Raw genomic sequence first — 23322 nt, 5'->3', positions numbered from 1 at the left:
TGCGCCTGGGATTCCAGCCAGTCCGCCAGGCGAGCGCGGACCTCCGCGAGACCTTCTCCACCGGGCGCGCCACGCGCCGGGTCGGCCAGCCAGGCCGAGAGGCCTGCGGGATCGGCGGCCTGCACCTGCTCGAAGGTCAGTCCCGCCCAGGATCCATGATCGATATCGCGTAAGGACTCATCCACCATGGCCGATACGCCTAGGGCCTCGGCGGTCTGCTGCGCCGCCAGGGCCGGGCTGGTCAGCCAGACGGAGGCCTCCAGGCGCCGCGCGCCAGCCTTCTTGAGGCCACCCGCGTCCAGGCCCTCCTCGCGCGTCGGAAAGGCGCCAACCCGCATGGCGCGGGTCGCGGCATGGCACAGCAGGGTCAAGGACGCGGCCAGACGAGCCTCCGTTGTTGTTGACGGTCAAGCCGGTCCAGGCTTAGTGCAGAACCAGCGAGCCTGGAAGAAGCCGGTGTAAGTCCGGCGCGGTCGCGCCACTGTTATCGAGAGTGCTCCGGTGCTGTCGAGAGTCAGACCTTTCCGGGATTTCTGTTTTGATCGACGGGACGCGCATATCCCGGAAGGAGCCTGCATGACGGCCACAACCCTCTACGCTGACGACGTCTTCATCCCGGTGGGTGACACCCAGACGATCCCCCTGGGCGCCATCGCGCCCTGGGCGATCTTCGGCACGCTGCTGGCGATGATCTTCCTCTACTTCGTCAGCACGGAGCAGGGCGCCTTGTCGCTGTTCGGCGGCATGTACATCCACGAGTTCGTCCACGACGGACGTCATCTGCTCGGCTTTCCCTGCCACTAGAGGCCAGCACCATGACCCGTGATCTGCTCGTCCGCGGCATGCTGGCCGGCCTGCTGGCGGCTGTCCTGGCCACGCTCTTCGCCCAGCTGGCAGGTGAGCCCCAGGTCGATCTCGCCATCGGATTCGAGGCCGCCCGCGACCACACCATGGGAATGGCCGTCGAGCCGGAGCTGGTGAGCCGCGCGGTGCAGCGCGGCATCGGCCTCTTCACGGCTGTGGCGCTCTATGGCGCGGCGGTGGGCGGAATCTTCTCGCTGGTGTTCGCCGCCGCCTACGGCCGGCTGGGCCAGATCGGACCCCGCACCCTGGCGCTGCTACTGGCCTTGGGCGCCATGGTCGCCATCAGTCTGGTCCCAACGATCAAATATCCGCCCAATCCGCCCAGCGTCGGCCTGCATGAGACCATCCAGCTGCGGACGGCGACCTACTTCATCCTGATCGGCCTTTCGCTGGCCGGCCTCGCCCTGGGGGTTATGGTCGGACGCTGGGCCGCAGCCAAGGTCGGTGCGTTCAACGGCGTCCTCGTGGCGGCCGCTGTCTACGTCGTGTTCGTGGCCGGGTGGCGTTGGTGCTGCCGATGATCAACGAGGTGCCGGAGGGGTTTCCGGCGGTGATCCTGTGGCGGTTCCGCGTCGCCGCCATCGGCGTTCAACTCGTGCTGTGGCTGGCCCTCGGCGTGGGCTTTGGCTGGTTGGCGGATCGGCGACTGCGCCGCACCTGATCGCGCACGTGCATAGACAAGCCGGCCGAAATCGGACATTTGATCTCTGTCAGGATGCCCGTTAGCACGGGTTGATAGACGTCAACGCGCTGGAGCCTTCGGGCTTAAACGGGAATGCGGTGCGGGGTTCGCCCCAATGCCGTAGCTGTCCCTGCAACTGTAAGCGGTGAGCGCGTACGCCTTGGCGAGACAGCCTGTCTGTCCCGCCAGCCACTGGGGCCAGAGGCCCTGGGAAGGTCGGCGTACGTCGTGATGACCCGTGAGCCAGGAAACCGGCCGGCGCGTGTCGCTCGATGCTTCGGGTCAGTGTGAACCCGCAGCGCGGTCTCCGTCTGAGCGACGAACTGGAAACGGTGGAGAGCCGTTTCGACCGGCTGGTCCGGGCGCTCGCGTGCGCCTGAGCCTCGGCATATCGACCTGGGGCCCCGGTCCCCGGGAGGCTCTTCGCATGGTCGTTCAACACGCGGAGTAACGGGGGGCTTTCATGCCCAAGCAATTCCTATTCGGCGCGAGCACGCTCGCGATCATCCTGTCCGTTCCGGCGCTGGCCGTGGCGGACGCCATCGACGGTTCCGTCAGCGACGGTCGTGGTCACAGGGGGGCGCGAGGTTGCCCTCGACGGCAAGACCGCCACCGGTTCCCGGCTTGGCCTGGCGATCAGCGAGACACCCGCCACCGTCGACGTCCTGACCCAGGAGCGCTTCCTGGAGCGCGGCCTGCGGACCAGCAACGAGGCCCTGAATAGCGCGCCGGGCGTGCTGGCGGTCGATACCGGCGGCGGCCCTGGCACCTATTCGATGCGCGGCTTTTCCGGCGGCTCGGTCTCGGTGAACTATGACGGGGTACACCAGCCCTCGACCATGGTGACCCGCAACTTCGATACCTTCGCCTTCGACCGGATCGAGGTGATCAAGGGCCCGGCCTCGGTGCTGTTCGGGGAGGGCGCATTGGGCGGCGCCGTCAACTTCGTGCCGAAGAAGCCGATCCTGGGCGAGCGACAGGTCCAGGCGCTCGGCCAATACGGGTCGCGCGAGACCTTCCGGGCTGCGGCGGACGTGAACATGCCGTTGGGCGAGAAGGCCGCCGCCCGCGGCGTCTTCAGCTACGCCGGATCCGACGGCTACATCGACGACGCCCAGAGCCGCACCACGACCGCCAATCTGGGCCTGACCCTGAAGCCGACCGACGACCTGAAACTCTTCTTCGCCGCCGAGCTGTTCAACAACGACAACGGCCGCACCTACTGGGGCACGCCGCTGGTGGCCGCCGCCGTGGCCAGGGCCCCGACGGGCGTCGCCTCGACCCCCGCCGGCTTGGTCATCGACCGGGCCCTCAGCCGCACCAATTTCCAGTACCTAGATGGCGAGGTCCGTTCCGACAGCCACTGGCTGCGCTCCGTCGTCGAGTGGCAGATCAACGCCGACTGGAAGTTCACGAACGACCTCTCCTACAACAAGTCCGACCGGCTCTGGGACGATGCGGAGAGCTACACCTATGTGGCTGCGACCCGGCGGGTGAACCGGTCGGCCACCTATATCCGCAACATGCTCAAGTTCTGGAATGACCGGGCGTCGTTGTTCTCGGACCTGGACATCGGCGGCCATCGCAACCGTCTGACGATCGGCGCCGAGCACACCGAGAACGACCACCTGAGCCTCCGCCGGTTCGGCCCCGCGACGCCGGTCGATCCTTACGCCCTGGTGCGGGGGACCTTCCCGGCGATCACCCCGGCCAACTTCCCGGGGCCGGCAACTTTGCCGACGTCGGGGCGAACATCCGGATCAACGCTGTGTTCGCCGAGGACGCCTTCAACCTGACCGACAAGCTGCTGCTGGTCGGCGGGCTTCGCTATGAGGACGTCAAGCTCGACCGCACCACCCACGACTTCAACCTGGCCACCACCGTGGGCTTCACCCGCAAGTACAAGCCGGTGTCCTATCGGGCGGGCGCCATCTACGACCTGGTCCCCAAGACCCAGCTCTACGCCCAGTACACCAAGGGTGCGGCACCGGTGGGCACCCTGGTGCTGCTCAGCCAGTCCAATTCGGGCTTCAACCTGACCAAGGGCGACTCCACCGAAATCGGCGTGAAAAGCGTGCTGTGGGGCGGTCGTGTGGAAATGACCCTGGCCGGGTACAAGATCCGGCAGACCGACATCATCACCCGCGATCCGGTGAACCCGAACATCCAGATCCAGGGCGGAACCTTGTCGTCTAAGGGCGTGGAGTTCTCCGCGACCTTGCAGGCTACCGACCATCTGCGGCTCGACGGCAACGCCGCCTTTGTTGACGCCCAGTACGACGAGCTGATCGAGGCCGGCGGCGCCAACCGGGCGGGCAATTCGCCGCCCAACGTGCCGGCCCAGGTGTTCAACCTGTTCGCCAGCTACCAGGTCCCTGGGTTCCCGGTGCGGGTGACCGGCGGCGTTCACCGCTCGAGCCACATCTTCGGCGACAACGCCAACACGGTGCGGGCCAGCGGTTACACCCTTTTCGACGCATCGATCACCTATCAGCTGAAGTTCGGTGACATCACGCTGCGCGGCCGGAACCTGACCAACAAGCTCTACGCGGAATGGGCGACCGCCTCGCAGGTCTACCTGGGCGCTCCGCGCGGCGTCGACCTGACCTTCCGGGCAAGGTTCTGAGCCGGGGGGAAGCGCGATGAAGTTCATCAGCCCGCCCGCCGCGGGGGCCGGGAGGTTGCGGAGCCTCAAGACTACGGGCCTGAGGTGGCTTTACCTGACGCACCGGTGGGTGGGGATCTTCACCTGCCTGCTGTGCGCCGTCTGGTTCATCTCGGGCCTGGTGATGGTCTACGTGCCCTATCCGGGTCTCAGCGACCGGGATCGGATGACCTACTCCGAACCGCTGTCGCTGGAGAGGGTGGCGATCACTCCTGGCGAGGCGCTGGCGGCGGCTGGCCTGAAAGCTTTTCCCTCGCAGATCAAGCTGGCCACGCTTCGGGGCCAGCCGGTCTACCGCATCGTGGATGGCAAGAGCCGCATCACGGTGTCGGCCGTCGACGGCCGCCCCGTGCCCGCCACCACGCCGGCGCAGGCGGAAGAGACGGTGCGCCGCCTGATGCCAGACCATCAGGTGGGGCCGGCGCGGACCCTGTTTCATGATCAGTGGACCGTCGCCCAGGGGTTCGATCCGCACCGGCCGCTCCTGCGGGTGCCGGTGCGGGACGCGGCCGGCCTAACCCTCTACGTCTCTTCGAGGACCGGCGAGGTGGTCAATGACACCACTCGCTGGGAGCGGGGCTGGAACTGGCTGGGGTCGATCCCCCACTGGATCTACCTGACCGTGATCCGCCAGGACAACGAGGTCTGGCGCCAGGTGATCATGTGGACGTCGGGGCCCGCCCTGGTGGGGGCTGTGGCCGGGGCCTGGATTGGGATCCTGCGGATGCGGCTGAAATCCGGCCAGCCGGTCAGCCCGTACCTCGGGTGGATGCAGTGGCACCACCTGGCGGGCCTGATTGGCGGGCTATTCGCCATCCTGTGGGTGTTCAGCGGCTGGCTCTCGGTCAATCCCTTCCACCTGTTCCCCCGCCGTGAGGTCCCGCCCGCCGCCATGAGGGTCTATGCGGGCCACAAGGCGCGACCTATCCGGCTCGCTCGCCGTCCGCGGCGCCGCCGGGCGATGCGCGGGAAGCCAGGTTCATCTGGGTCGGCGGACGTCCCCTCATCGTGCTCATGGGGCCAGACCTCTCCGAGCCGGTGATCGACGGCCAGACCGGCGCGTCGGCGGCCCAGACCGACGCGGCCCTGTTCGAGGCCGCCCGCGCCCTGGTTCCCGGCGCCCAGGCCGCCTTCGCTGAACGGCTCACTCAGGAGGATGCCTATTGGTACTCCACGCGCCGTGATCAGCGCCGCCTGCCGGTGTTGAGGGTCGGCTTCGCCGACCCGGCCGGAACCTGGGTCCATATTGATCCCACCACCGGCGAGGTGCTGGGCCGTTCGGACCGTAGCCGGCGCCTCTATCGCTGGCTGTTCAGCGCCATCCACGCCTGGGACCTGCCGATCTTTCGCGGATCGGACCTGGCCCGCCAGATCGTCATCTGGGTCCTGTCCACGGCGGGCCTGGTGCTGTCGGTCAGCGGCGTGGTCGTCGGCTGGCGCCACCTCAAGCTCAAGGCCGGCATCCGCCCCAGCCGGCCGATCCGGAAATTCCGGGCCAACCGAAAAGCAAGGACATCCTGAGATGAAATTCCCACACGCCCATGCCCTGGCCGGGCTCGCCGCCGGCGCCGCCTTTGGCGCCCCACCGGCGCCTTGGCTCACGACATCTGGGTCGTTCTGGTCCCGCAGGACGGCAAGACCGTGGCCCATGTCCGCTACGCCGATCCCAGCAGGCTGGAACTGGCCGAGCGGGGCAAGGTCGTCAGCCTTGAAGTGATTTCGGCGGGCGGAAAGATCAACCTCAAGCGCCCGCTCAAGCCAAGCCCGCCGGCGCCGTAGCTCTTGAGACCGCCCCTTCGCGGCCCCGCCCGCCTCGATCCTGGCCGTCGCCTATGACAACGGCTTCTGGACCACCGACGCCGCCGACGGCGTCGAGTCGAACACCAGCAAGAGTCTGGTGGCGAAGCCCGGCGAAAGCTGGTGGGTCCCCAAGTACGGCAAGACGCTGCTAGGCCCTGGCAGCTACACGGTGTCGTCCCACGCCCTCGTCGAAATCACCCCACTCAGCGAGCCCTACGCCGTCCCGGTGGGCGGCGATCTGGCGGTGAAGGTGGAGCGCCGGGGCCAACCGCTGGCCGGCGTGAAGCTGACCTATGGCGACGGTCTGGAGCCCAATCCGGAAGACAAAATGCCCTCAGTCACTACGGGCAAGGATGGCGTGGCGAGGATTCCCGTCTCGCGCAAAGGGCCCTGATCACCACCCACCAGGAAGGTCCGCCCAGCTTCCCGGCCATGGCGGACAAGGACGACGTCTATGCCTCGCTGGCGTTCGATACAGCGAACTAAGCAGTGGCCCCTGGGTGCCGCAGCCTACCGGCCTGCGACGCCCAGGGCCAGCTTCACCCGCCACGAACCATAAAATTTCCGATAATGTTCATTATACGCCGAATGTTCAATCTTTTCAATGACTTATACCCTCCCCGCTCGGCGGACCGTACGACATCCGTAGGCGAGGTCGCGTCCGCTTAAGGCAATGGGGCGCCATAAGCGGAAGTTGGCTTAGCTCTGAAATGCAGACATTCGGGGGCTAGCGCTGCGTCTGAACCACTGTCCCCATGTCGTCCGTCCGGCCTTCGGCAATCACGAGGTAACGGCGCGGCGCCGGCGTGTCGGCGCTGACCACATTGCGCAACGGACCCACCGCGTTGACGACGGCCGACCCCGATGGGCTGGTCATGAAGCCAGCGAGCGGCTGCAGCTTACCCTCGCCCTTGGGATTGTCGGCGATCGCCAGCACATAGGCCGTCTTCGGCGTGAGGCCGACAGCCGCCGCCTGCAGGATCTGCACTTGGCCCTGGTCGAACAGGGTCACTTGGGTAGGCGGTCCGCCCGCGGCGCCCGCGAGTCTCAGGCTGTCCGACTTGGCGGCCATGCCGAGCGGCTGCAGGTTCGCCGTGCCCGGACCGGTCGGGACAGCGTTCGGGACATAGGCCACGCCCTGAGGCGCCTGGCCGATCGGGATGGTGGCGATCACAGTATGGGTGGCCGTATCGATGGCCGCGACCGCGTCGGCATTCTCCAGGCCGACATAAACGCGTGATCCGTCGCCGGATGGCCAGAGGCCATGCGGCAGCGCGCCGACCTTGATCTCGGCCACCTGGGCGAAGCTGTCCGTCCGGAACACTTTCACCGCGTTCTGCGTGCCAACGGTGACATAGGCAAACTGGCCGGCGCCATTGCGTACGATGTTGACGTGGTTGGTGATCGGGCCGGTGTCGAGCGTCTTCAGAACCGCGAACGGCGGCTTGGCGTCGAACACCATCACCTTGCCGATGTCCTTTAGCGTCAACCAGACCTGCTTGCCGTCCGGCGTGGCGGCGATGTCCGGGCAGAACGGGCTTTCCTGCTTCACGCGGCCGACGATCGCCTTGGTCTTGGTGTCGATCACCACGGTTTCGGGGCTGAAGCTGGAGCAGACATAGGCGTACCGGCCATCGGGGGCGAAGATGGTCATGCCCGGGCCGTTGGGCACCTTGATCCGTCCGGTCTCCCTGTAGGTCGCGCCGTCGAGCACCTGCAGATAGTCCTCGCCGCGCACCGCGACCCAGACTTCCTTGCCGTCGGCGGTGAAGAAGGCCTCGTGCGGCGAGCGGCCGACATAGGCTGTGTGCTTCACCGCGTTGGTCGCCGTGTCGATGAAGGTGACGGAGTTGGAGCCGATGGAGATCACCGCCAGCGTCTTGTGGTCCGGCGAGAAGCCCATCCCGTGGACTAGCAACTGGCCCTTGTAGAGCGGGCTCAAATTCATGGGCGTCTGGTCGCCCAGCTTGATGACGCCGAGCAGCTTGTTGGTCGCCGGGTCGATCACCGAGACGGTGTTGGAGAACTGGTCCGACGTATAGAAACGGTCGCGACTGCTCACCGCGATGTCGGGCGCACTCGCGGGCCCAGGCGCTTGCCCGGCCAGGGCCGGCGCGGCGCTGGCGAGCAAAAGGATGAGGGCGAGACTGCGGGTCATTGCGGGTGTCCTTGCGGATGAGTGGCGGGGGTCTCGTCCAGAATCTGCTGCATCACGGCGATCTCCTGGGCCTGTTCGACGATGATGCCTTGGGCCAGGCGACGCAGGCGCGGGTCCTTGCCGTGCTGGAGCTCGACCTTGGCCATGTCGATGGCCCCTTGGTGGTGCGGGATCATCATGCGGGCGAAATCGCGGTCCGGATCGCCGGTCGGCGGCAGCATCATCGCGTGATGCATCCGCGTCATCGCCTCGGTCATCTGCGCGTCGAACCCGTCGACAGCGGCCGTGGCGCTGGAGGTCACGGCAACGGCGGTCAAGGCGGCCAACGCGATCCAGGCAGGGCGTCTGCGACGGACCGGCAATTGAGTCGATGGCATGGTTTGATCCTCAGAGGGCGATCGCACCTTCTACGCGGCAACTCACGCCGTCTAACGGGATCACGGACTAGGAACGTTCGACCAGACCGAACGATCCTAGCGTTACGATCAATAGTGGCTAGGTTCAGCTCGTGACCCTCGAACAGCTCCGCATCTTCCTCGCCGTCGCCGAGCGCCAGCATGTCACCCGGGCGGCTGAAGCCTTGAACCTGACCCAGTCGGCGGTCAGTAGCGCCATCACCACCCTCGAGGGCCGCCACGGCGTCGCGCTGTTCGACCGGGTCGGCCGCAGCATCGTGCTCAATCGCGCCGGTGAGGTGTTTCTGGCCGAGGCCCGCAAGGTCCTGGCCCAAGCGCAGGCCGCCGAGGCGGCCCTGGCCGACCTCAGTGGGCTGGAACGCGGACGCCTGTCTATCCACGCCAGCCAGACCATCGCCAGCTACTGGCTACCGCCGCGGCTAACGCTCTTTCACACTGCACATCCCGGCATCGAGATCGACGTGGCTATCGGCAACACCGCCCAGGTCGCCCGAGCGGTCGCGGAGGGAGACGCTGAGATTGGCTTGGTCGAAGGCGAGGTGGACGATCCGGTTTTGAGCCGTTCGGTGATCGATGAAGAGCAACTGAGCCTTGTCGTCGCCCCATCTCATCCCTGGGCCGCTGCCCACACGGGCGCCGACCTTGATCTGACCAAGACGGCTTGGGTCTTACGGGAACCCGGCTCCGGCACCCGTGCAGCGTTCGAGCACATGCTGGCCGCTCGCCACCTGTCTCTATCCGACCTGAAGATCGCCATGGTCCTGCCGGGCAATGAGGCTGTCCGCTCGGCCGTCGAAGCGGGCGCGGGCGCGGGCGTGATGTCTCAGACCGTCGCGCGACTGGGCGTCGCGCGCAAAGCCCTGGTTGAGATCGCGTTCGATCTGCCGCCTCGGCAGTTCTACCTGCTGCGGCACAAGCAGCGCTATCGCAGCCGCGCGGGGGACGCCTTCCTGGAGATGGCGAAGCCGTAGGGCCCGTTCGTTCGATAATATCGAACGAAGATACAGAAACTTCTCGTTGGATAAGAATGGTCTGACGGCCGAGGGTGATGGTCAAGGAGCGCGCCGCCAAGCGGCCTCCACTCCAACGGAGTGACCCTGATGACCACCTTTACCGCCTTGGCCCCCTACGCCGTGTTCCGCGACACCACGCGCGCCAGCATCCGACCCACCGCAACGGTCGCACGCGCTGACCGTGAGTTCGAAGACCTCCGCCGCGATGCGCCGGACCTTGGGGTCAATGGCGTCCATCCAACGGCCGTCAAAGCCCTGATCGGCGTCTATGCCGCGCTTCTGTTGACCTTCTGGGCCTTCTTCGGCGGGCCGGAGACTGCACTTACCCTGGGCATCATCACCGTTCTGGGCGTCATGTTCTTCGGTCTGCTTGGAGGTGGCATTCTGCTCTCCGACAGCATTCCCAAAGGCGAGCGCGGCCGCGATTTGGGAATTCCTGAACGGCCAAGTCTCCATCGCCACGGGTTGGATCTCGGGGCGTGAGGCGTTCACCCAGATCATCGTCCTGCCCGTGGCGCTGCTGGCCGGCGCCGTTGTCTTCGGCTCGATCTGGCGCCTCACCGCCGGCTGACGCAACGCCCGGCCTTCCCACGCCTTTCTCTACTGCTCCGCTTCGAAAGCTCGCCCCATGACCGACATCGCCCATATCCGAGCCGTCGCCTTCGGCCTCAAGCCCCTGGCGACCCTGGCCAGTCCCCGTGAGGTTGTCCGCCAGTTCACCCCCAACTGGTTCGCCGCGACCATGGGCACCGGCATCCTGGCGCTGGCCCTCGCCCAGTTTCCGGCCCGCATCCCCGGCCTGCACGCCGTTGCGGAGGGGCTGTGGTGGTTCAATATCGGGCTCTTCAGCCTGTTCACCCTGCTCTACGCCGCGCGCTGGATCTTCTATTTCGATGGCGCGCGCCAGATCTTCGGCCATTCGGTCGTGTCGATGTTCTTCGGCTGCATCCCGATGGGCCTGGCCACCATCATTAATGGCTTCCTGGCGTTTGGCGTCCCCCACTGGGGCGAGACCGCGGTGCAGATCGCCCAGGTCCTGTGGTGGGCCGATGCGGCCATGGCGCTGGCCTGCGGCATCGCCATTCCCTTCATGATGTTCACCCGGCAGACCCACACCATCGATCAGATGACGGCGGTCTGGCTGCTGCCCGTGGTGGCCGCCGAGGTGGCCGCGGTCAGTGGCGGCCTTCTGGCGCCGCACCTGGCCGATACACACCATCAGCTGACCGTGCTGATCACCAGCTACGCGCTCTGGGCCTGCTCTGTCCCCCTGGCGATGAGCATCCTGGTGATCCTGGTCTTGCGCATGGCGGTCCACAAGCTGCCGCATGCGAGCATGGCCGCGTCCAGCTGGTTGGCGCTTGGCCCCATCGGCACCGGCGCGCTTGGCCTGCTGGTCATGGGCGGCGCGGCGCCAGCGATCTTCGCCGCCAACGGACTGGGCGACTATGGCGCGGCGGCCCGCGGCATCGGCCTGATCGGCGGCGTGCTGCTCTGGGGCTATGGCTTCTGGTGGGCGGCGATGGCGGCCCTGATCACCGTGCGCTACCTGCGGGAAGGCCTGCCCTTCAATCTCGGCTGGTGGGGCTACACCTTCCCCATCGGCGTCTATGCGGTTGCTACTCTCAAGCTCTCCACCCTCCTGCCGCTGGCCGCCTTTGCCATCATCGGCGGTGGGCTTGTAATCCTGCTGGCGATCATGTGGCTGGTGGTCGGCGCCCGCACGGTGCGCGGCGCCTGGCGCGGCGACCTCTTCGTCGCCCCTTGCCTCAAGAGCGGCCAATGACCTCGCCTGTCACCCCTCTCAACGCGGAGGCCTTGATGGCCCAGACCCTCAGCGACTCAGTAACCCATCGCCGCCGGTTCCTGGCCGGCGCTGGCCTACTGGCGGCCACGGCCTTCGCGCCCCGGAGTTGGGCCCAGGCGGGCGCTGATCTGCGCTTACCCGGCGGCCCATCGGACCGGCCGCTCACCGACGCCTTCCCCGGCAAGCGCGGCATGATTCTGCAGCGTACCCGGCCTCCGCTGCTGGAGACCCCGATGAGCGTCTTCGACCAGGGCGTGTTCACCCCTAACGACCAGTTCTTCGTACGCTGGCACTGGGCGAACGTGCCAACCGAGGTCGACGCCACAGCGTTCAAGCTGAACGTTCATGGTCGGGTCGGGCGCCCCCTGTCGCTTTCCCTCGCCGACATCCTGGCCATGCCGCGCGTGCAGATGGCCGCGGTCAACCAGTGCTCAGGCAATTCCCGCGGCCTGTTCCAGCCCCGGGTTCCCGGTGCCCAGTGGGCGCACGGCGCCATGGGCAACGCCAAGTGGCTGGGCGTAAGCCTGCGGCATGTCCTCGACATGGTCGGCGTTCAGCCCGGCGCGGTCGCGGTGCGCTTCAACGGCCTTGACCAGCCGGTCGTCGATGGCGCCCCGGACTTCTCGAAATCGCTCGCGGTGGACCATGCCCGCGATGGCGAGGTGATGATCGCCTTCGCCATGAACGGCGAGCAGTTGCCGCTGCTTAACGGCTTCCCGATCCGGCTGATCGTCCCGGGGTGGTTCTCGACCTATTGGGTCAAGATGCTCAGCGACATCGAGGTGCTCGGGGCCCCGGACGACAGTTACTGGATGGCCAAGGCCTACAAGATTCCGGACACGCCACTGGCCAATGTGGCGCCGGGCGCCAAGGACTTCCCGACCGTGCCGATCAACCGGATGGTCCCGCGGTCCTGGATCACCAGCCTGGCTGACGGCTCCAAGGTCGCCTTCCAATCCCAGCTCCCGGTCGGCGGCATCGCCATGGGCGGCGACGCTGGGGTCGCCAAGGTCGACCTTTCAAGTGACGGCGGCAGCTCCTGGACGCCGGCGCGCCTGGGCCCCGACGAGGGCAAGTACAGCTTCCGCCGCTTCGACGGGATGGTCGCCGTCGCCGGAAAGGGTCCCGTCGCCCTGATGGCCCGGTGCACGAATACAGCCGGCGTCAGCCAAGCCATGACGCCGAATTGGAACCCAGGAGGCTTCATGCGCGCCTGTGTCGAGACGACCCACGTGGTGCTGTCATGAGCGACCGGCAGAAGACGCCGTCCTACGGCCGTGCGCTCCTGCAACTTGGCGCCATGGCGGGAGGCTTCGTCATCGCGATCTCTCTTGGCCGCCATGCCTTTGTGGAAAGCCTGAAGCCGCCGCCCGCACCGCCGGCCCCAGCCGCGGCGCCGCCATCCGCAGTGTCAGGGGGCGGTTTCACGCTGACCTCGACAAGCATCGCCTTGCCCGACGACGATCCGCCCTACCCCGCCGGGCCGGGCGCCGACCTGATGAACGGCAACTGCACCGCATGTCATTCGGCCAGCATGGCCCTGACCCAGCCCGCGCTATCGAAAGCGCAATGGACCTCGACCGTCGAGAAGATGCGCGACACGTACAAGGCGACGATCGCTGAAAAGGATATTCCCGCCATCGTCGACTACCTGACCGGCGTCAGCGCCAAGCTAGGAAGCGAGACGAAGCCAGGTCGGCCGGTGAGCGCTGACGCAGGCGGCGCCACGGGCTGACGTAGTGCGCGCTTAGCGTTGGAATATCTGCCGAACGGCTGCGGCCTCTGGCTGATTGATTTTCAGGGTCCGTTCGGCGGCGTCATAGCCCAACGGCAGCATGCACCCATCCACATCCCCTTGGCCTGGGAAGCGGCGATCTTGTCCCGGATCCGCTCGCGTGCCCTCACGCTCGAACTGAGCGAAGAACAGCAGCACATTGAGGGTTAGCCTGCCCATGCTGGTGGTGCCGTTGAAGGCCTGGGTCACCGAGACGAACGAGACGCTTCCGCGCCGCAAACGTGCCATTGGCCAGCGTCGAAGTTCCAGCCCGAAACCGGACATTCCCAACGGCGACTAAGAGTCATGTTTTACCGGCCCTGGGGTCGAAGGATCGACACAGGACCGTTTTGACCGTTTGATTGGGAAAACAGCCTGATAGGCAAGCCATGTGCAATCTGTATGCGATGATGAAGGCCCGCGCCGAGGTTGCCGCCCTTGTTCGCGCCATGACCGACCGCAACAACAACCAACCCCCGATGCCCGGCATTTTCCCAGACTACGCCGCGCCGATCATCACCCACGGCGAAGACGGCCAGCGGATGATGCGCGACGCGCGCTGGGGGATGCCATCGTCGAAGCAGGCGCTTTTCAAGGCCGCCACTGAGCGCGCCGACAAGCTGCGGGCCAAGGGCACCGAGTTCGACTTTGCCGAGCTGCTGAAGATGGAGCCAGACAAAGGCACGACGAACGTCCGCAACACCACCAGCGAGAAGACCGGCAGGACGAACGCCCATTGGGCCCCATGGCTGGGCGCCGGCAACCGCTGCCTGGTGCCGTTCACATCATTCGCCGAGCCCGACCAAGATCACCAGAAGACCAGGCAGAACATCTGGTTCGCGCTAGACGACAGTCGGCCTCTGGCATTCTTCGCTGGAATTTGGACGCCGCACGCCTGCGTCCGGATGAAGAGCAAAGGGTGGGAAGAAATTGAGGCCTACGGCTTCCTGACCACTGACTCCGCCGAGCCGGTGAAAACCTACCACTCCAAGGCCATGCCCGTGATCCTGACCGAGCCGGCCGAATGGGATCTCTGGATGAGCGATGCGCCCTGGACGGAGGTCGCCCAGCTGCAACGCCCGCTTCCGGACGGCAGGCTCAAGATCGTCGCCCGCGGCGGCAAGGGCGACGACGTCATTCCAGCCTAGCTAGGCGCCCTTCGGCGGCGGCGCCCAGGACCAAGGCCCATCGTAGAGGTGCGGGAACACGGCGATATCGTGGGAACCGCACCCCCCCTCCCCTGTGCAAGTAAACCGTGCGCCCAGATCGGCGATCCTGAGTTTGGTGCGGCTGCCAAACTTCTCCATCAGGTCGGGAGGCGTCCACTCGATCAGTCGGGGACAATCCCGGCAGCAAATGGCCAGAGAATACCCCTTTGTCAGGAACGTCTCGATCGTGTCGTTGCCGACCTGGCCCAGGTGAAACCGCTTCAGCAGGTGCGGCGCAGGACGTGTGAGCGTTGATGGCGGACGATCGGCGGGCAAGGGTCACCAGATGACGGCGGTCGCTGAGCGACCGCGTTCTTGAGTTTTTCTACCGCCCGGGCGGCTCCGATTATAGAGCCGATCAATACGCCCGCGCCGGCCGGGAAGAAAGTTGCCCCGTTCGACCTATCCGCCAGGCACAGTGGTTCCTGGCTTTCGCTGTCAGATCCGCTTGGCTCTCGCCGGAGAGCCATTTGCTGCGGTTCAGCCGCTGTAGGCGTTTGGAGTCTTGGGAATTGTAGGAACTCATTGGGTGGTTTGAGTGTCGGGCTTTGCCCGACGCCGTTTGGGGGATGCCGGGTGGGAGGGCGCGTAGCGACCGGGGCGAAGCTGCGTAGCAGCGTAGCGAGCCGGCGGGGGCGAAGCCCCCAAGAGGCGGTGTCTTCCGGCGCGTTTTTGCGCCGGGTTTCCGTTAGAAGAGATTCTGTTAGATAAGGAAAGTTAGGCAGTTAAGGTTGAAAAAGTCGCGCCAACTGCCTGAGCAACAAGGGTATTTTGTCCCGGCCGGTTCCTAATACCACGTGCTTCAGTTCCTGTTACCACGTAGGCCGGTTCCTTAAACCACGTGCCAATAAGTTCCTGAAACCACGAGGAAAACGGTTCCTGATACCACGATGTGGACAGGTTCCTGATCCCACGTGCCCTGGGCGACCTCTACGGGCCGGCAGGGTTCCTAAAACCACGATACCAGACGACCTTCGATCGGTTCCTGAAACCACGACAGGGTCAAGGCCGGTTCCTGAAACCACGTGCGCCTCCGATCGGGTTCCTAATACCACGACACCCGCTGGGGGTCGGGTTCCTAATACCACGACAGGTTCAGCAGCCCCCTTTCCCGCCAGATTTGCGCCAGGACTCGCCGAATCGCAGAGAATCGGCGCTTCAATACGGACTCGGCGTCTATGCTGGGTTCCTAAAACCACGACCGAGGGATCGCCGCGCCGACGCCGGTTCCTAATACCACGTGCCTAGCTGGGCATGACGCAACGCGGGTCGCTACAGGCCTTGGCGAACGCTTCAGGCTTGTGGCCGTCCTCCATCCAGCGTGCCCAAGCCCCGTCGAACGCCCTTGGATCCCGCTCTGCGTCGATCCAGGCCGTGCGCGCATCCTCCCAGCCCCGCTGAGCCGTATCGGCCCCACGTCGCTCCCTGGCAGCCTCGACAACGAACGCACGATCCACGAAATGCACGGCCGGACTGCCGTCCGCCGTCGTCGTTTCTCGCATCGCGTAGCGGGGAAGTTCATCGGACCGGCACATCTCGCGGATCCGGAACGTGAACTTCTTGAGCGGCGATTCCGAGCCCGTCTTTTCGTAGAGGGTCGTCATCTTGCAGATCCAGCCGGCCTTCTGATTGCCGGCATGCTTTCGGGCGACGCGGTAGATCGCGCGCTCGATGCCGCCGGTCAGCAGGAAATACTCCCGATCCAGCGTCAGGATGTTGCCGCTCATGATCCCGTCAAGGAGCCAGTCAGGGATCCGTAGGGTCAGCGTCTTCAGCTGCTCGGGGTTGTCGTCCGACTCACCCTCGCCCTCGATGTCGCCCAGATAGTGGAAGGCCGTATAGCGACGCTTGCCGGCCCTGATGTTGGTCTCCACTTCCGTGGTCCGCAGGCGCCGGATCGCGCGCAGCAGCTCGATGTAGTCCTGACCGCTCGTCCCGCGCGCGATGCCCTTCAGCAGTTCATAGGGCGTCGTGTGAATGACCGGCCGGATGTCGTTTTCGCGATTATCGCGCTGCTGCACGATCCGAGAGATGCACCAGATCAGGATGTCCGCATCCCAGATCGTCGCCATGCCATGCGTCGGGTTGGCCGACACCTTGATGTAAAGCTTGCCGTCCGGTGTGGTGTACTGGATCGGCTTGTTGCGCTTGCGCTTGGAGATCGAGAAGAACGGCCGCTCCATCATCTCCGCGCTGTCCTTGGGCGCGTAGTCGATCAGGTCGTTGATGAAGAAGTCCCGCACCGGGTGCGGGTCGTTGCGCGTGCTCATCGCTCACCCATCGGAGGCTTGCCGGCGGCGACGAACAGAAGGTCCAGCCCTTCGCCGATCAGCGCCTGAACGGTGACGCCGCGCTCGACGGCCAGCATCTTCACGCGTCGCTGCATCTCGGCCGAAAAGTAGCCGGCCACCATGCTCTTACCCAGGCGCGCCTTGGGAACGAAGCCTGAGAGCGAACCCTCCTGAAGGGTCTCCGAAGCGGTTGGCCGCGCCATGTCATCTCCCAAGAATCGACCAGCTGACGCCGTGTCCACATGTGGAGTCTGGCGCGCGGAAGGAGCGATGTCCACGGCAAAGAGCAATGTTGGCGACCCTGAAAAAAAGCCAATGGCTCTGCTTGCCTTCACTCGCAAACGCTACGCAAGGTGGAGTGGACGGCTTTGGCGGCTCCATCTCCGATGGCGGCGCCAAGGGATTGTCGTGGCTTTAAATGTCGCATTTCACGTGAAATGCGACATTCCAGTGAGTGCCGAATGTCGGATCGCGTGCCTGAGCTGAAAACTGCATTCCTGACGCTCCCGTCAGGATTGCGCGGCGATCAGGACTGTTGGACTGGCGCCACCGCCCGCGTAGAGGCCGCCCATGCCTGACCTGGCCGTGCTGTTTGACCTCGCTCAGCGTTGCGCGCCCACAGTGGCTTCGGCGACGATGGTCAGCATCGTGCAGGTCGAAAGCCGGGGCGACCCGTTGGCCATCAACGTCAACCGCGCGCCCGATCCCGCGCCGGCCAAGACTCGCGACCAGGCGATCGCCACGGCCGAGCGTCTGATCTCCCAAGGCCAAAATCTCGACCTCGGCTTGGCGCAGATCAACAGCCGGAACCTGACGGCGCTGGGCCTATCTGTACGTGACGCCTTCGACCCCTGCCTCAATCTAGCGGCGGCCGCCAAACTGCTCCAGTCCAACTACCTGGCCGCCTCCCGTCTGGCTCCGCAGCAGCTAGCCCTGAGAATGGCGTTCTCGGCCTATAACACCGGCAACCATCGGCGCGGCTTCGCAAACGGCTACGTCGCCAAGGTCGAGGCCGAGGCGGCCAAGCTGTCTCCAGGCGCATACGGCGCTCTCGACCAAGCCACATCGCCTCTACCGCCGGCAGTCCAGGAAGCGATCGAGGTCGCGGCCGAAAACCTTCAACCCGAGGCGCAGGCGCCCGCCAAGCCATCCCTGGATGTCTTCGCGCGAACCGCCGGCCGCTCAATCATCGTCTTTGGCGGGGGCGGGCAATGATCCTCCACGCCATCATCCGTAATGACCGTTGCCGCCCTCTCGACATATGCTGGGTTCCTCAGAAAGCTTGGGAACCCCGAATGTCCGATGGGACGATCCGCGAACGACTTCTCACCAGCCTTCGCCCGCGTGGCGGAGCAATCGTGGGCGTTCGGATCGTCGAGGCGAGTGACGGCACATGGTCCATGTACGTCAAGCTTAGTTGGAAGGTCGGCGAACACTTGGTCGCCGTCTACCGCTCTGCTCAACCGAAGCGGTACAAGTCCTTGTCCGCTGCGGTCGCCCATTGTCGCGCCGCCTATCAATACCGTGGCTCGATAATCCTCGAAACGGAGATACAGGAGCCTCTCCCTCATGATGAGCCCCCAAGCCATCACTAAGCCGGCGCTCACGCCGGCGTCGCTCGTAACCCCACGCGCTGGAGCGGTCGCACTGGTCGCGGTCGTCCTGGCGTTCGGCCTGGTCGAGCCGGCCGCGGCCCAATCGGTCGGCGTGGAAACCCTGCTGCAGAACGTCGTCAACTTCTTCACCGGCAACACCACGCGACTGCTCGCCATCTTGGCGGTCATCATCATGGGCATCCTGGCGATGTTCGGGATCTTCGATTTCCGGCGCATGGCGATCGTCGTGGTCGGCATGGTCGTGGTGTTCGGCGCCGCCCAGATCGTCAGCATGGTCACGGGGAGCGGGGCCTAGGCCCCGTTCGCCCGGCGCGCCGCCTTTGGGGGCGGGCGCGCTCCGAGCGGTCACGCTCATGCAAGACGAACACATCACCGAAGACACGCTGTTTCTGGCCTGCACTCGGCCGGCGATGGTGCTGGGCGTGCCGGTCGAGGCCATGGCGCTCAACGTTATGCTGACGGGCACGGTCTTTCTGGCCGCGAACAACCTCGCCTACCTGTCGGTCGGCGTCGCGCTGCACTTCCTTTTCAGGGCTGTGGTCAAGCACGACCACAACGCCTTTCGAGTCCTCTTCATGTGGCTTGAAACCAAGGGGCGCGCCCGCAACCGCGCCTGGTGGGGCGGCAGCTCGCACTCCCCCCTCCCGTCGTGCGTCGCTACTCCAGCAAGGACGTTCCCAATGGCTAGAGCCTCTGCACAGCGCGCGCCGCTCGCGTCGGTGGCCGGCCCGTTGGTCTTGAAGCGCGAAACCCTGCCCGGCTCGAACCTGCCCTACGCCCGCCATCTGTCGGATCACGTGGTCGCGCTCGACAATCGGGCGCTGATGATCTGCTTCAAGCTCGAAGGCGCCTCGTTCGAGACCGCCGACGTGCGCGATCTCAACGATTGGCACGCCAAGCTGAATAACGCCTGGCGCAACATCGCCGACGAGCGCTTGGCGATCTGGCACCACGTCGTGCGCCATGAGGATCGTGGCTACCCGGAGGGCCAGTTCGCCTCGGAGTTCGCCCAGGATCTCGACACGGCCTATCGCGCCCGCATGGGCGCCACGCGCCTCTTCACCAACGACCTCTATGTGACCCTGATCCTCCACCCGGGCCGCGACGTCGGCGACAAGCTCGCCTCCTTCCTTCAGCGCCTTAGCACGCGAAGCAGAGCCGGCTTGGAGGTCGACGAGGATGCGATCCGGCTCTTGGAGGACAAGGGCCGCGACCTTCTGCAGTACCTCGGTCGGTACGGCGTGCGCCTTCTCGGCCTCTACGACCACAAGGGCCTGGCCTTCTCCGAACCGATGGAATTGCTCCACCTGGTGCTGACCGGACGGCGCCAACGTATCCCGCTCGTTCGGGGCCATCTCGGTTCGGCGATCTACACCGCGCGCGTGATCTTCGGCCGCGAGGCGCTGGAGATCCGTGAACCGGGCGACGAAAAGTTCGCCGGTGTCTTCGGGGTCAAGGAATATCCCGCCACGACGCGCCCTGGCCTCTGGGACGGGCTCTTGCGCTCGACCTACGCCTTCGTCGCCACCCAGTCCTTCGCCTTCCTGTCGAAGGCCTCGGCGCGCGCTGTGATGGAGCGCAAACAAAACCTGCTCATCAAGTCCAACGATCGCGCAGCCTCCCAAGTGCAGGGACTCGATGACGCGATCGACGATCTGGTGAGCAACCGGTTCGTCATGGGCGAGCACCAGTTTTCGCTTCTGGTCTATGGCGAGACGACAAAGGCCCTGGCCGACAATATGTCCGCCGCCCGCGCCAGCCTGGCCGACTCCGGACTGGTGGTCGCTCGCGAAGACCTCGCGCTCGAGGCGGCGTTCTGGTCGCAATTTCCTGGCAACTTCGCGCGGCGCTGTCGCCCGGCGGCAATCAACTCGCGCAATTTCGCAGCGCTAGCGCCCTTCCATACCTATCCGGCAGGGCAGGCGACCGGCAATCACTGGGGCCCAGCCGTCGCGCTACTGCGCACGTCGGCCAAGTCGCCCTTCTACTTCAATTTCCATGTCGGCGACCTAGGCCACACCTTCATTTGCGGCCCGTCGGGTTCGGGCAAGACGGTCGTCCAAAACTTCATGCTGGCTCAGCTGGAGAAGTTCAACGTCCAGCGCGTGTTCATCGACAAGGATCGCGGCGCCGAGATCTTCGTGCGCGCGTCCGGCGGCACCTACCTCACCTTGAAGAACGGCGCGCCGACCGGGTTCGCCCCGTTTCGCGCGCTGGACTTCACACCGGGCAACGTCGTCTTCCTCACCCAGCTCGTGCGCAAGCTGGTGACGCCGCCCGATCGCGCCCTGACGGTGCAGGAAGAGCGCCTGATTAGCGACGGCATCGCCTCGCTCGAGCCTCTCGCCCCACACCAACGCTCCCTGACTGCCCTTCGCCAGTTGCTCGGCCAGCGAAACGCTGAAGGGATCGGGGCCCGGTTGGAGCGATGGACCCGATCAGGCCCGTTGGGTTGGGTCTTGGACGGTGACGCCGACCTTGTCGGCCTCGACTCCAAGCTGCTCGGTTTCGATATGACCGACTTCCTCGACAACGCCGAGGTCCGCACGCCGGTCATGATGTATCTCATTCACCGGCTCGAGAGCCTGGTCGACGGTCGCCGCCTGGTGGTCGACATCGACGAGTTCTGGAAAGCGCTCGGGGACGAGGCATTCCGCAACCTGGCTCAAGACGGCCTGAAGACGTACCGCAAGAAAAACGCCTTCATGGTGTTCGGCACCCAAAGCCCGGCCGACGTCCTGCGCTCGGAAATCGCTCACACGATCCTCGAACAGTGCCCGACCAAGATCTTCCTGCCCAACCCCTACGGACAGGCCCGCGACTATGTCGATGGCTTTGGTCTCACCCATGAGGAATTTCGGCTCATCCGCGAAGAGCTGTCGCCAGAGTCGCGACGCTTCCTGGTCAAGCAAGGCCACAACTCGGTCGTCGTCGAGTTGAACCTCGACGGCCTGGACGACGCGCTGGCCGTCCTGTCGGGCCGCGCCAAGACCGTCGAGCTGCTCGATCGCGTCCGCGCCCAGCACGGCGATGCACCTGCGACCTGGATTCCAATTTTCCACCAAGAGCGACGGAGATAATCCCGATGAGGAAGCGCCTTCTACTCCCCCTGCTCCTGGCCGCCGCGACCTTCGCGGCCCCGGCCAACGCACAAATGGTCGTCACGGACACTGGCGCCTATACGCGGATGCTGTCGCAGCTCAACCAGGCGCGCGCGCAACTGGCCGAGCTGCAGACCCAGGTCCGGCAAGGCGCCGAGATGGTCGATCAGGGCAAGCGCCTCTATGCCGGCATGACCGGACTGACCAACGTCAACAGCCTGGGCGGGGTCCTGAACAATCCGGCGCTGCGCCAGTATCTCCCGGCCGAGGTGCAGGACACCGGCAAGCTGCTCAACGGGACACTGACGGATCTCGGCTCGATCGGGTCGCGCGCGACGTCCATTCGTGACGCCAACAGGCTGTTCACTCCAGCCACCGACGGTCTCTCAACCGCTCAACGCTACTACCAAGACGCGCTCGTGAAATCTGGCGACCGCGCGGCCCGTGACGTCGCGCTTGGCGAAAGCGCATACAAGGCCGCTGGCCAACGCCAGGCCGGCCTGGATCAGCTCCGCTTGGCCTTGAACACCGCCTCCACGCCCAAAGAGGTGATGGACCTGCAGGCGAGGATCGCCGCTGAGCAGGCGATGATCAACAACGATCAAATGCAGCTTCAGGGTCTTGCAATGATGCAGGACGCCGAAAAGCGCATGGCAGAGCAGCGCGACCGCGAGGCCAGAGCCGCGCAGTACCAGCAGACAATGGACGATTACAAAGGTGGCTTCCGATGAGAGCTCAGAAGTCTCTCGTTGTCGTCTCGCTGGCGGTCGTTCTGGCGGGCTGTCAGCCCGCGCCACGCTCGGTTTCTTACTTCGACGCCAACCCGTCTGAACGGGCGGGCGTGATGGCGCGCTGCCGAACCGGGGACCATCGCGGGACTGAGTGCAAGAACGCCCAAGCGTCCACGGAACGAGCCACCAAGCTCAAGACCATGAACGACTATCGGCGCGGCTTTTAGGTCGACGAGGCACCATGCCAGCCCAAATTTTTGGACCGTCCTATGACTATGTCGATGCTCGGCTCGAAGCTGTCTTGCATGACGGGTTGAGCAACGTGATCGCGCATGTCGCCGGGCCCCTACGCATAGCCATGGTGCTCTATGTCGTCCTGTACGGCTGGGCGATTATCAGGGGATCCATCACCGAGCCGATCATGGATGGAGTGATCAGGCTGGTGAAGCTGTGCTTCATCTACGCCGTAGCGACAACGGTCGCCTACAATTCCTTCGTCACCACCCCGCTCTTCACCGACCTGCCTAACTGGCTGGCCGAGGCCGTGAGCGGCAGTCCGACGCCTGGCGTGGGCGGGGCCTTCGACGGATTTTTCAATCGCGGCGGCTATCTCGCCACCAAGATTTTCTCCACCGCGTCGATGACCGATCCCGGCCCTTACGTGACCGGTGGAGCCGTGTGGATCGTGACGGCGCTGACCGCAGCGCTTGGGTTTGGGATCGTCATGCTCGCCAAGCTAGCGCTCGCCATTCTGGTCGCGCTAGGACCGATCTTCATCGCCCTTCTCGTCTTCGAACAGTCCCGGCAGTTCTTCTATGGCTGGCTGAAGCAGGGGGTGAACTACCTTGTCCTCTTCGCTCTGATCATCACCGTCTTCCAGCTGATCCTTGGCCTAGTTGAAGGGCAATGGGCGAACATTGATGGTCAGGCCGACCCAACCGCCGGCGGCCTCCTGTTCATCGCGCTGTCCGCCCTCGGGATGATCTTCTTCCTTCAAACCCCCAACATCGCGGCCGGCATCGCGGGAGGCGCCGCAGCCGGCCTCGGCGACTTCGCCAACGCGGCCCGCGCCATGACGTCGGGCCAACCGGTCAAATCCGTGCCGAGCGGTAACGGCGGCGCAGGACGTGGCGGTGGCTCCGTTGCGCCCTCCTCCACCAGCGCGTCGCGCAACGGCCACCCCCGCCGATAGCCCA

Annotated in this window: 24 protein-coding genes, 2 pseudogenes and 2 riboswitches; of the genes and pseudogenes, 20 read left to right on the top strand and 6 right to left on the bottom strand. The window is 65.4% G+C overall.

Features of this window, described 5'->3' with window-relative positions; all coding sequences use genetic code 11:
• Positions 1 to 371 (bottom strand): histidine phosphatase family protein (locus tag CSW63_RS01650; RefSeq protein ID WP_099504493.1); only part of this gene is annotated, 371 nt, incomplete at its 3' end.
• A gap of 25 nt (positions 372 to 396) precedes the next feature.
• A riboswitch (cobalamin riboswitch) is annotated at positions 397 to 544 on the top strand.
• A gap of 32 nt (positions 545 to 576) precedes the next feature.
• Between CSW63_RS01650 and CSW63_RS01645 the strand changes: the two genes are divergently transcribed.
• From CSW63_RS01645 to CSW63_RS01615, 8 genes and pseudogenes are all read left to right on the top strand, one after another.
• A complete protein-coding gene (locus CSW63_RS01645; protein WP_099504491.1) occupies positions 577 to 804 on the top strand; it encodes a CbtB-domain containing protein in 228 nt (75 codons plus the stop codon).
• 11 nt (positions 805 to 815) lie between these two features.
• A pseudogene (locus CSW63_RS01640) lies at positions 816 to 1525 on the top strand (CbtA family protein).
• A gap of 73 nt (positions 1526 to 1598) precedes the next feature.
• A riboswitch (cobalamin riboswitch) is annotated at positions 1599 to 1821 on the top strand.
• A gap of 291 nt (positions 1822 to 2112) precedes the next feature.
• On the top strand, positions 2113 to 3342 hold the full coding sequence (locus tag CSW63_RS01635) for a TonB-dependent siderophore receptor (protein WP_099504489.1): 1230 nt from the start codon (positions 2113 to 2115) through the stop codon (positions 3340 to 3342).
• A complete protein-coding gene (locus CSW63_RS01630; protein ID WP_246842013.1) occupies positions 3315 to 4172 on the top strand; it encodes a TonB-dependent siderophore receptor in 858 nt (285 codons plus the stop codon). Before CSW63_RS01635 ends, CSW63_RS01630 begins: the two co-directional genes overlap by 28 nt.
• Positions 4173 to 4188: 16 nt before the next feature.
• The gene (locus CSW63_RS01625; protein ID WP_246842012.1) at positions 4189 to 5253 is read left to right on the top strand and encodes a PepSY domain-containing protein; all 1065 of its coding nucleotides are present in this window, start codon (positions 4189 to 4191) and stop codon (positions 5251 to 5253) included.
• The gene (locus CSW63_RS23615; RefSeq protein ID WP_246842016.1) at positions 5226 to 5732 is read left to right on the top strand and encodes a PepSY domain-containing protein; all 507 of its coding nucleotides are present in this window, start codon (positions 5226 to 5228) and stop codon (positions 5730 to 5732) included. The genes CSW63_RS01625 and CSW63_RS23615 overlap by 28 nt, the downstream gene beginning before the upstream one ends.
• 72 nt (positions 5733 to 5804) lie before the next feature.
• Complete coding sequence (locus CSW63_RS01620; protein WP_099504485.1) at positions 5805 to 5990, top strand: hypothetical protein; 186 nt, start codon at positions 5805 to 5807, stop codon at positions 5988 to 5990.
• Between the two features lie 37 nt (positions 5991 to 6027).
• A complete protein-coding gene (locus tag CSW63_RS01615; RefSeq protein ID WP_099504483.1) occupies positions 6028 to 6405 on the top strand; it encodes a DUF4198 domain-containing protein in 378 nt (125 codons plus the stop codon).
• 333 nt (positions 6406 to 6738) lie between these two features.
• Here the strand turns inward: CSW63_RS01615 and CSW63_RS01610 are convergent, their stop codons facing one another.
• Both CSW63_RS01610 and CSW63_RS01605 read right to left on the bottom strand, forming a co-directional pair.
• Positions 6739 to 8169 (bottom strand): YncE family protein, encoded by a 1431-nt coding sequence (locus CSW63_RS01610; RefSeq protein WP_062099749.1) that lies wholly within the window; start codon positions 8167 to 8169, stop codon positions 6739 to 6741.
• Positions 8166 to 8546 carry a DUF305 domain-containing protein gene (locus CSW63_RS01605; protein ID WP_062099748.1) on the bottom strand — a complete coding sequence of 127 codons (381 nt, stop codon included), beginning with the start codon at positions 8544 to 8546 and terminating at the stop codon, positions 8166 to 8168. The genes CSW63_RS01610 and CSW63_RS01605 overlap by 4 nt, the downstream gene beginning before the upstream one ends.
• Positions 8547 to 8677: 131 nt before the next feature.
• Here CSW63_RS01605 and CSW63_RS01600 point away from each other — a divergent pair, with 131 nt between their 5' ends.
• From CSW63_RS01600 to CSW63_RS01580, 5 genes are all read left to right on the top strand, one after another.
• Positions 8678 to 9556, top strand: coding sequence for a LysR family transcriptional regulator (locus CSW63_RS01600; protein ID WP_062099747.1), 879 nt, complete (start codon positions 8678 to 8680; stop codon positions 9554 to 9556).
• Positions 9557 to 9685: 129 nt separating this feature from the next.
• Entirely contained in the window at positions 9686 to 10081 is a 396-nt protein-coding gene (locus tag CSW63_RS01595; RefSeq protein ID WP_127846923.1) for a hypothetical protein, read from the top strand.
• Between the two features lie 145 nt (positions 10082 to 10226).
• A complete protein-coding gene (locus CSW63_RS01590) occupies positions 10227 to 11384 on the top strand; it encodes a TDT family transporter (protein ID WP_062095938.1) in 1158 nt (385 codons plus the stop codon).
• 35 nt (positions 11385 to 11419) lie between these two features.
• Positions 11420 to 12652, top strand: a complete 1233-nt coding sequence (locus tag CSW63_RS01585; RefSeq protein ID WP_062095969.1) for a molybdopterin-dependent oxidoreductase — start codon at positions 11420 to 11422, stop codon at positions 12650 to 12652.
• Positions 12649 to 13140 carry a hypothetical protein gene (locus CSW63_RS01580; RefSeq protein ID WP_062095940.1) on the top strand — a complete coding sequence of 164 codons (492 nt, stop codon included), beginning with the start codon at positions 12649 to 12651 and terminating at the stop codon, positions 13138 to 13140. Before CSW63_RS01585 ends, CSW63_RS01580 begins: the two co-directional genes overlap by 4 nt.
• A gap of 15 nt (positions 13141 to 13155) precedes the next feature.
• On the opposite strand, the pseudogene CSW63_RS01575 reads toward CSW63_RS01580, so the two are convergent.
• Positions 13156 to 13413 (bottom strand): annotated as a pseudogene (locus tag CSW63_RS01575) (recombinase family protein); the annotation flags it as partial.
• Positions 13414 to 13568: 155 nt separating this feature from the next.
• On the opposite strand from CSW63_RS01575, the gene CSW63_RS01570 reads away from it, so the two are divergent.
• Positions 13569 to 14327 carry an SOS response-associated peptidase gene (locus CSW63_RS01570; RefSeq protein WP_062095944.1) on the top strand — a complete coding sequence of 253 codons (759 nt, stop codon included), beginning with the start codon at positions 13569 to 13571 and terminating at the stop codon, positions 14325 to 14327.
• Positions 14328 to 15631: 1304 nt separating this feature from the next.
• Here CSW63_RS01570 and CSW63_RS01565 read toward each other — a convergent pair.
• Both CSW63_RS01565 and CSW63_RS01560 read right to left on the bottom strand, forming a co-directional pair.
• A complete protein-coding gene (locus CSW63_RS01565) occupies positions 15632 to 16657 on the bottom strand; it encodes a replication initiator protein A (RefSeq protein ID WP_062095946.1) in 1026 nt (341 codons plus the stop codon).
• Positions 16654 to 16881 (bottom strand): ribbon-helix-helix domain-containing protein, encoded by a 228-nt coding sequence (locus CSW63_RS01560; RefSeq protein WP_035084708.1) that lies wholly within the window; start codon positions 16879 to 16881, stop codon positions 16654 to 16656. Before CSW63_RS01560 ends, CSW63_RS01565 begins: the two co-directional genes overlap by 4 nt.
• A 367-nt stretch (positions 16882 to 17248) precedes the next feature.
• Between CSW63_RS01560 and CSW63_RS01555 the strand changes: the two genes are divergently transcribed.
• The 6 genes from CSW63_RS01555 (at position 17249) to CSW63_RS01535 (ending at position 23318) form a co-directional block, all read left to right on the top strand.
• On the top strand, positions 17249 to 17893 hold the full coding sequence (locus CSW63_RS01555) for a lytic transglycosylase domain-containing protein (RefSeq protein ID WP_062095948.1): 645 nt from the start codon (positions 17249 to 17251) through the stop codon (positions 17891 to 17893).
• Between the two features lie 354 nt (positions 17894 to 18247).
• Positions 18248 to 18589, top strand: a complete 342-nt coding sequence (locus tag CSW63_RS01550) for a TrbC/VirB2 family protein (protein ID WP_231737454.1) — start codon at positions 18248 to 18250, stop codon at positions 18587 to 18589.
• Between the two features lie 58 nt (positions 18590 to 18647).
• Positions 18648 to 21374: a VirB4 family type IV secretion/conjugal transfer ATPase gene (locus tag CSW63_RS01545; RefSeq protein ID WP_099504479.1), complete on the top strand. Its 2727-nt coding sequence runs from the start codon at positions 18648 to 18650 to the stop codon at positions 21372 to 21374.
• A gap of 5 nt (positions 21375 to 21379) precedes the next feature.
• Positions 21380 to 22126 (top strand): P-type DNA transfer protein VirB5, encoded by a 747-nt coding sequence (gene virB5 / locus CSW63_RS01540; protein ID WP_062095954.1) that lies wholly within the window; start codon positions 21380 to 21382, stop codon positions 22124 to 22126.
• The gene (locus CSW63_RS24045) at positions 22123 to 22353 is read left to right on the top strand and encodes an EexN family lipoprotein (protein ID WP_062095956.1); all 231 of its coding nucleotides are present in this window, start codon (positions 22123 to 22125) and stop codon (positions 22351 to 22353) included. Before virB5 ends, CSW63_RS24045 begins: the two co-directional genes overlap by 4 nt.
• Before the next feature lie 14 nt (positions 22354 to 22367).
• Positions 22368 to 23318: a type IV secretion system protein gene (locus CSW63_RS01535; protein WP_062095959.1), complete on the top strand. Its 951-nt coding sequence runs from the start codon at positions 22368 to 22370 to the stop codon at positions 23316 to 23318.
• The last annotated feature ends 4 nt before the right edge of the window (positions 23319 to 23322 follow it).

Origin of the sequence: Caulobacter sp. FWC26 (assembly GCF_002742645.2) — a bacterium.
Classification (GTDB): Bacteria; Pseudomonadota; Alphaproteobacteria; order Caulobacterales; family Caulobacteraceae; genus Caulobacter.
This window is presented reverse-complemented; position numbering and strand designations above follow the sequence as displayed.

Excerpts from the sequence above, each read along its gene's own strand:
- CSW63_RS01645 (WP_099504491.1), top strand. The coding sequence starts at position 577 with ATGACGGCCACAACCCTCTACGCTGACGACGTCTTCATCCCGGTGGGT.
- CSW63_RS01625 (WP_246842012.1), top strand. The coding sequence starts at position 4,189 with ATGAAGTTCATCAGCCCGCCCGCCGCGGGGGCCGGGAGGTTGCGGAGC.
- CSW63_RS23615 (WP_246842016.1), top strand. The coding sequence starts at position 5,226 with ATGGGGCCAGACCTCTCCGAGCCGGTGATCGACGGCCAGACCGGCGCG.
- CSW63_RS01610 (WP_062099749.1), bottom strand. The coding sequence starts at position 8,169 with ATGACCCGCAGTCTCGCCCTCATCCTTTTGCTCGCCAGCGCCGCGCCG.
- CSW63_RS01605 (WP_062099748.1), bottom strand. The coding sequence starts at position 8,546 with ATGCCATCGACTCAATTGCCGGTCCGTCGCAGACGCCCTGCCTGGATC.
- CSW63_RS01595 (WP_127846923.1), top strand. The coding sequence starts at position 9,686 with ATGACCACCTTTACCGCCTTGGCCCCCTACGCCGTGTTCCGCGACACC.
- CSW63_RS01590 (WP_062095938.1), top strand. The coding sequence starts at position 10,227 with ATGACCGACATCGCCCATATCCGAGCCGTCGCCTTCGGCCTCAAGCCC.
- CSW63_RS01585 (WP_062095969.1), top strand. The coding sequence starts at position 11,420 with ATGGCCCAGACCCTCAGCGACTCAGTAACCCATCGCCGCCGGTTCCTG.
- CSW63_RS01580 (WP_062095940.1), top strand. The coding sequence starts at position 12,649 with ATGAGCGACCGGCAGAAGACGCCGTCCTACGGCCGTGCGCTCCTGCAA.
- CSW63_RS01570 (WP_062095944.1), top strand. The coding sequence starts at position 13,569 with ATGTGCAATCTGTATGCGATGATGAAGGCCCGCGCCGAGGTTGCCGCC.
- CSW63_RS01565 (WP_062095946.1), bottom strand. The coding sequence starts at position 16,657 with ATGAGCACGCGCAACGACCCGCACCCGGTGCGGGACTTCTTCATCAAC.
- CSW63_RS01560 (WP_035084708.1), bottom strand. The coding sequence starts at position 16,881 with ATGGCGCGGCCAACCGCTTCGGAGACCCTTCAGGAGGGTTCGCTCTCA.
- CSW63_RS01555 (WP_062095948.1), top strand. The coding sequence starts at position 17,249 with ATGCCTGACCTGGCCGTGCTGTTTGACCTCGCTCAGCGTTGCGCGCCC.
- CSW63_RS01550 (WP_231737454.1), top strand. The coding sequence starts at position 18,248 with ATGATGAGCCCCCAAGCCATCACTAAGCCGGCGCTCACGCCGGCGTCG.
- CSW63_RS01545 (WP_099504479.1), top strand. The coding sequence starts at position 18,648 with ATGCAAGACGAACACATCACCGAAGACACGCTGTTTCTGGCCTGCACT.
- virB5 (WP_062095954.1), top strand. The coding sequence starts at position 21,380 with ATGAGGAAGCGCCTTCTACTCCCCCTGCTCCTGGCCGCCGCGACCTTC.
- CSW63_RS24045 (WP_062095956.1), top strand. The coding sequence starts at position 22,123 with ATGAGAGCTCAGAAGTCTCTCGTTGTCGTCTCGCTGGCGGTCGTTCTG.
- CSW63_RS01535 (WP_062095959.1), top strand. The coding sequence starts at position 22,368 with ATGCCAGCCCAAATTTTTGGACCGTCCTATGACTATGTCGATGCTCGG.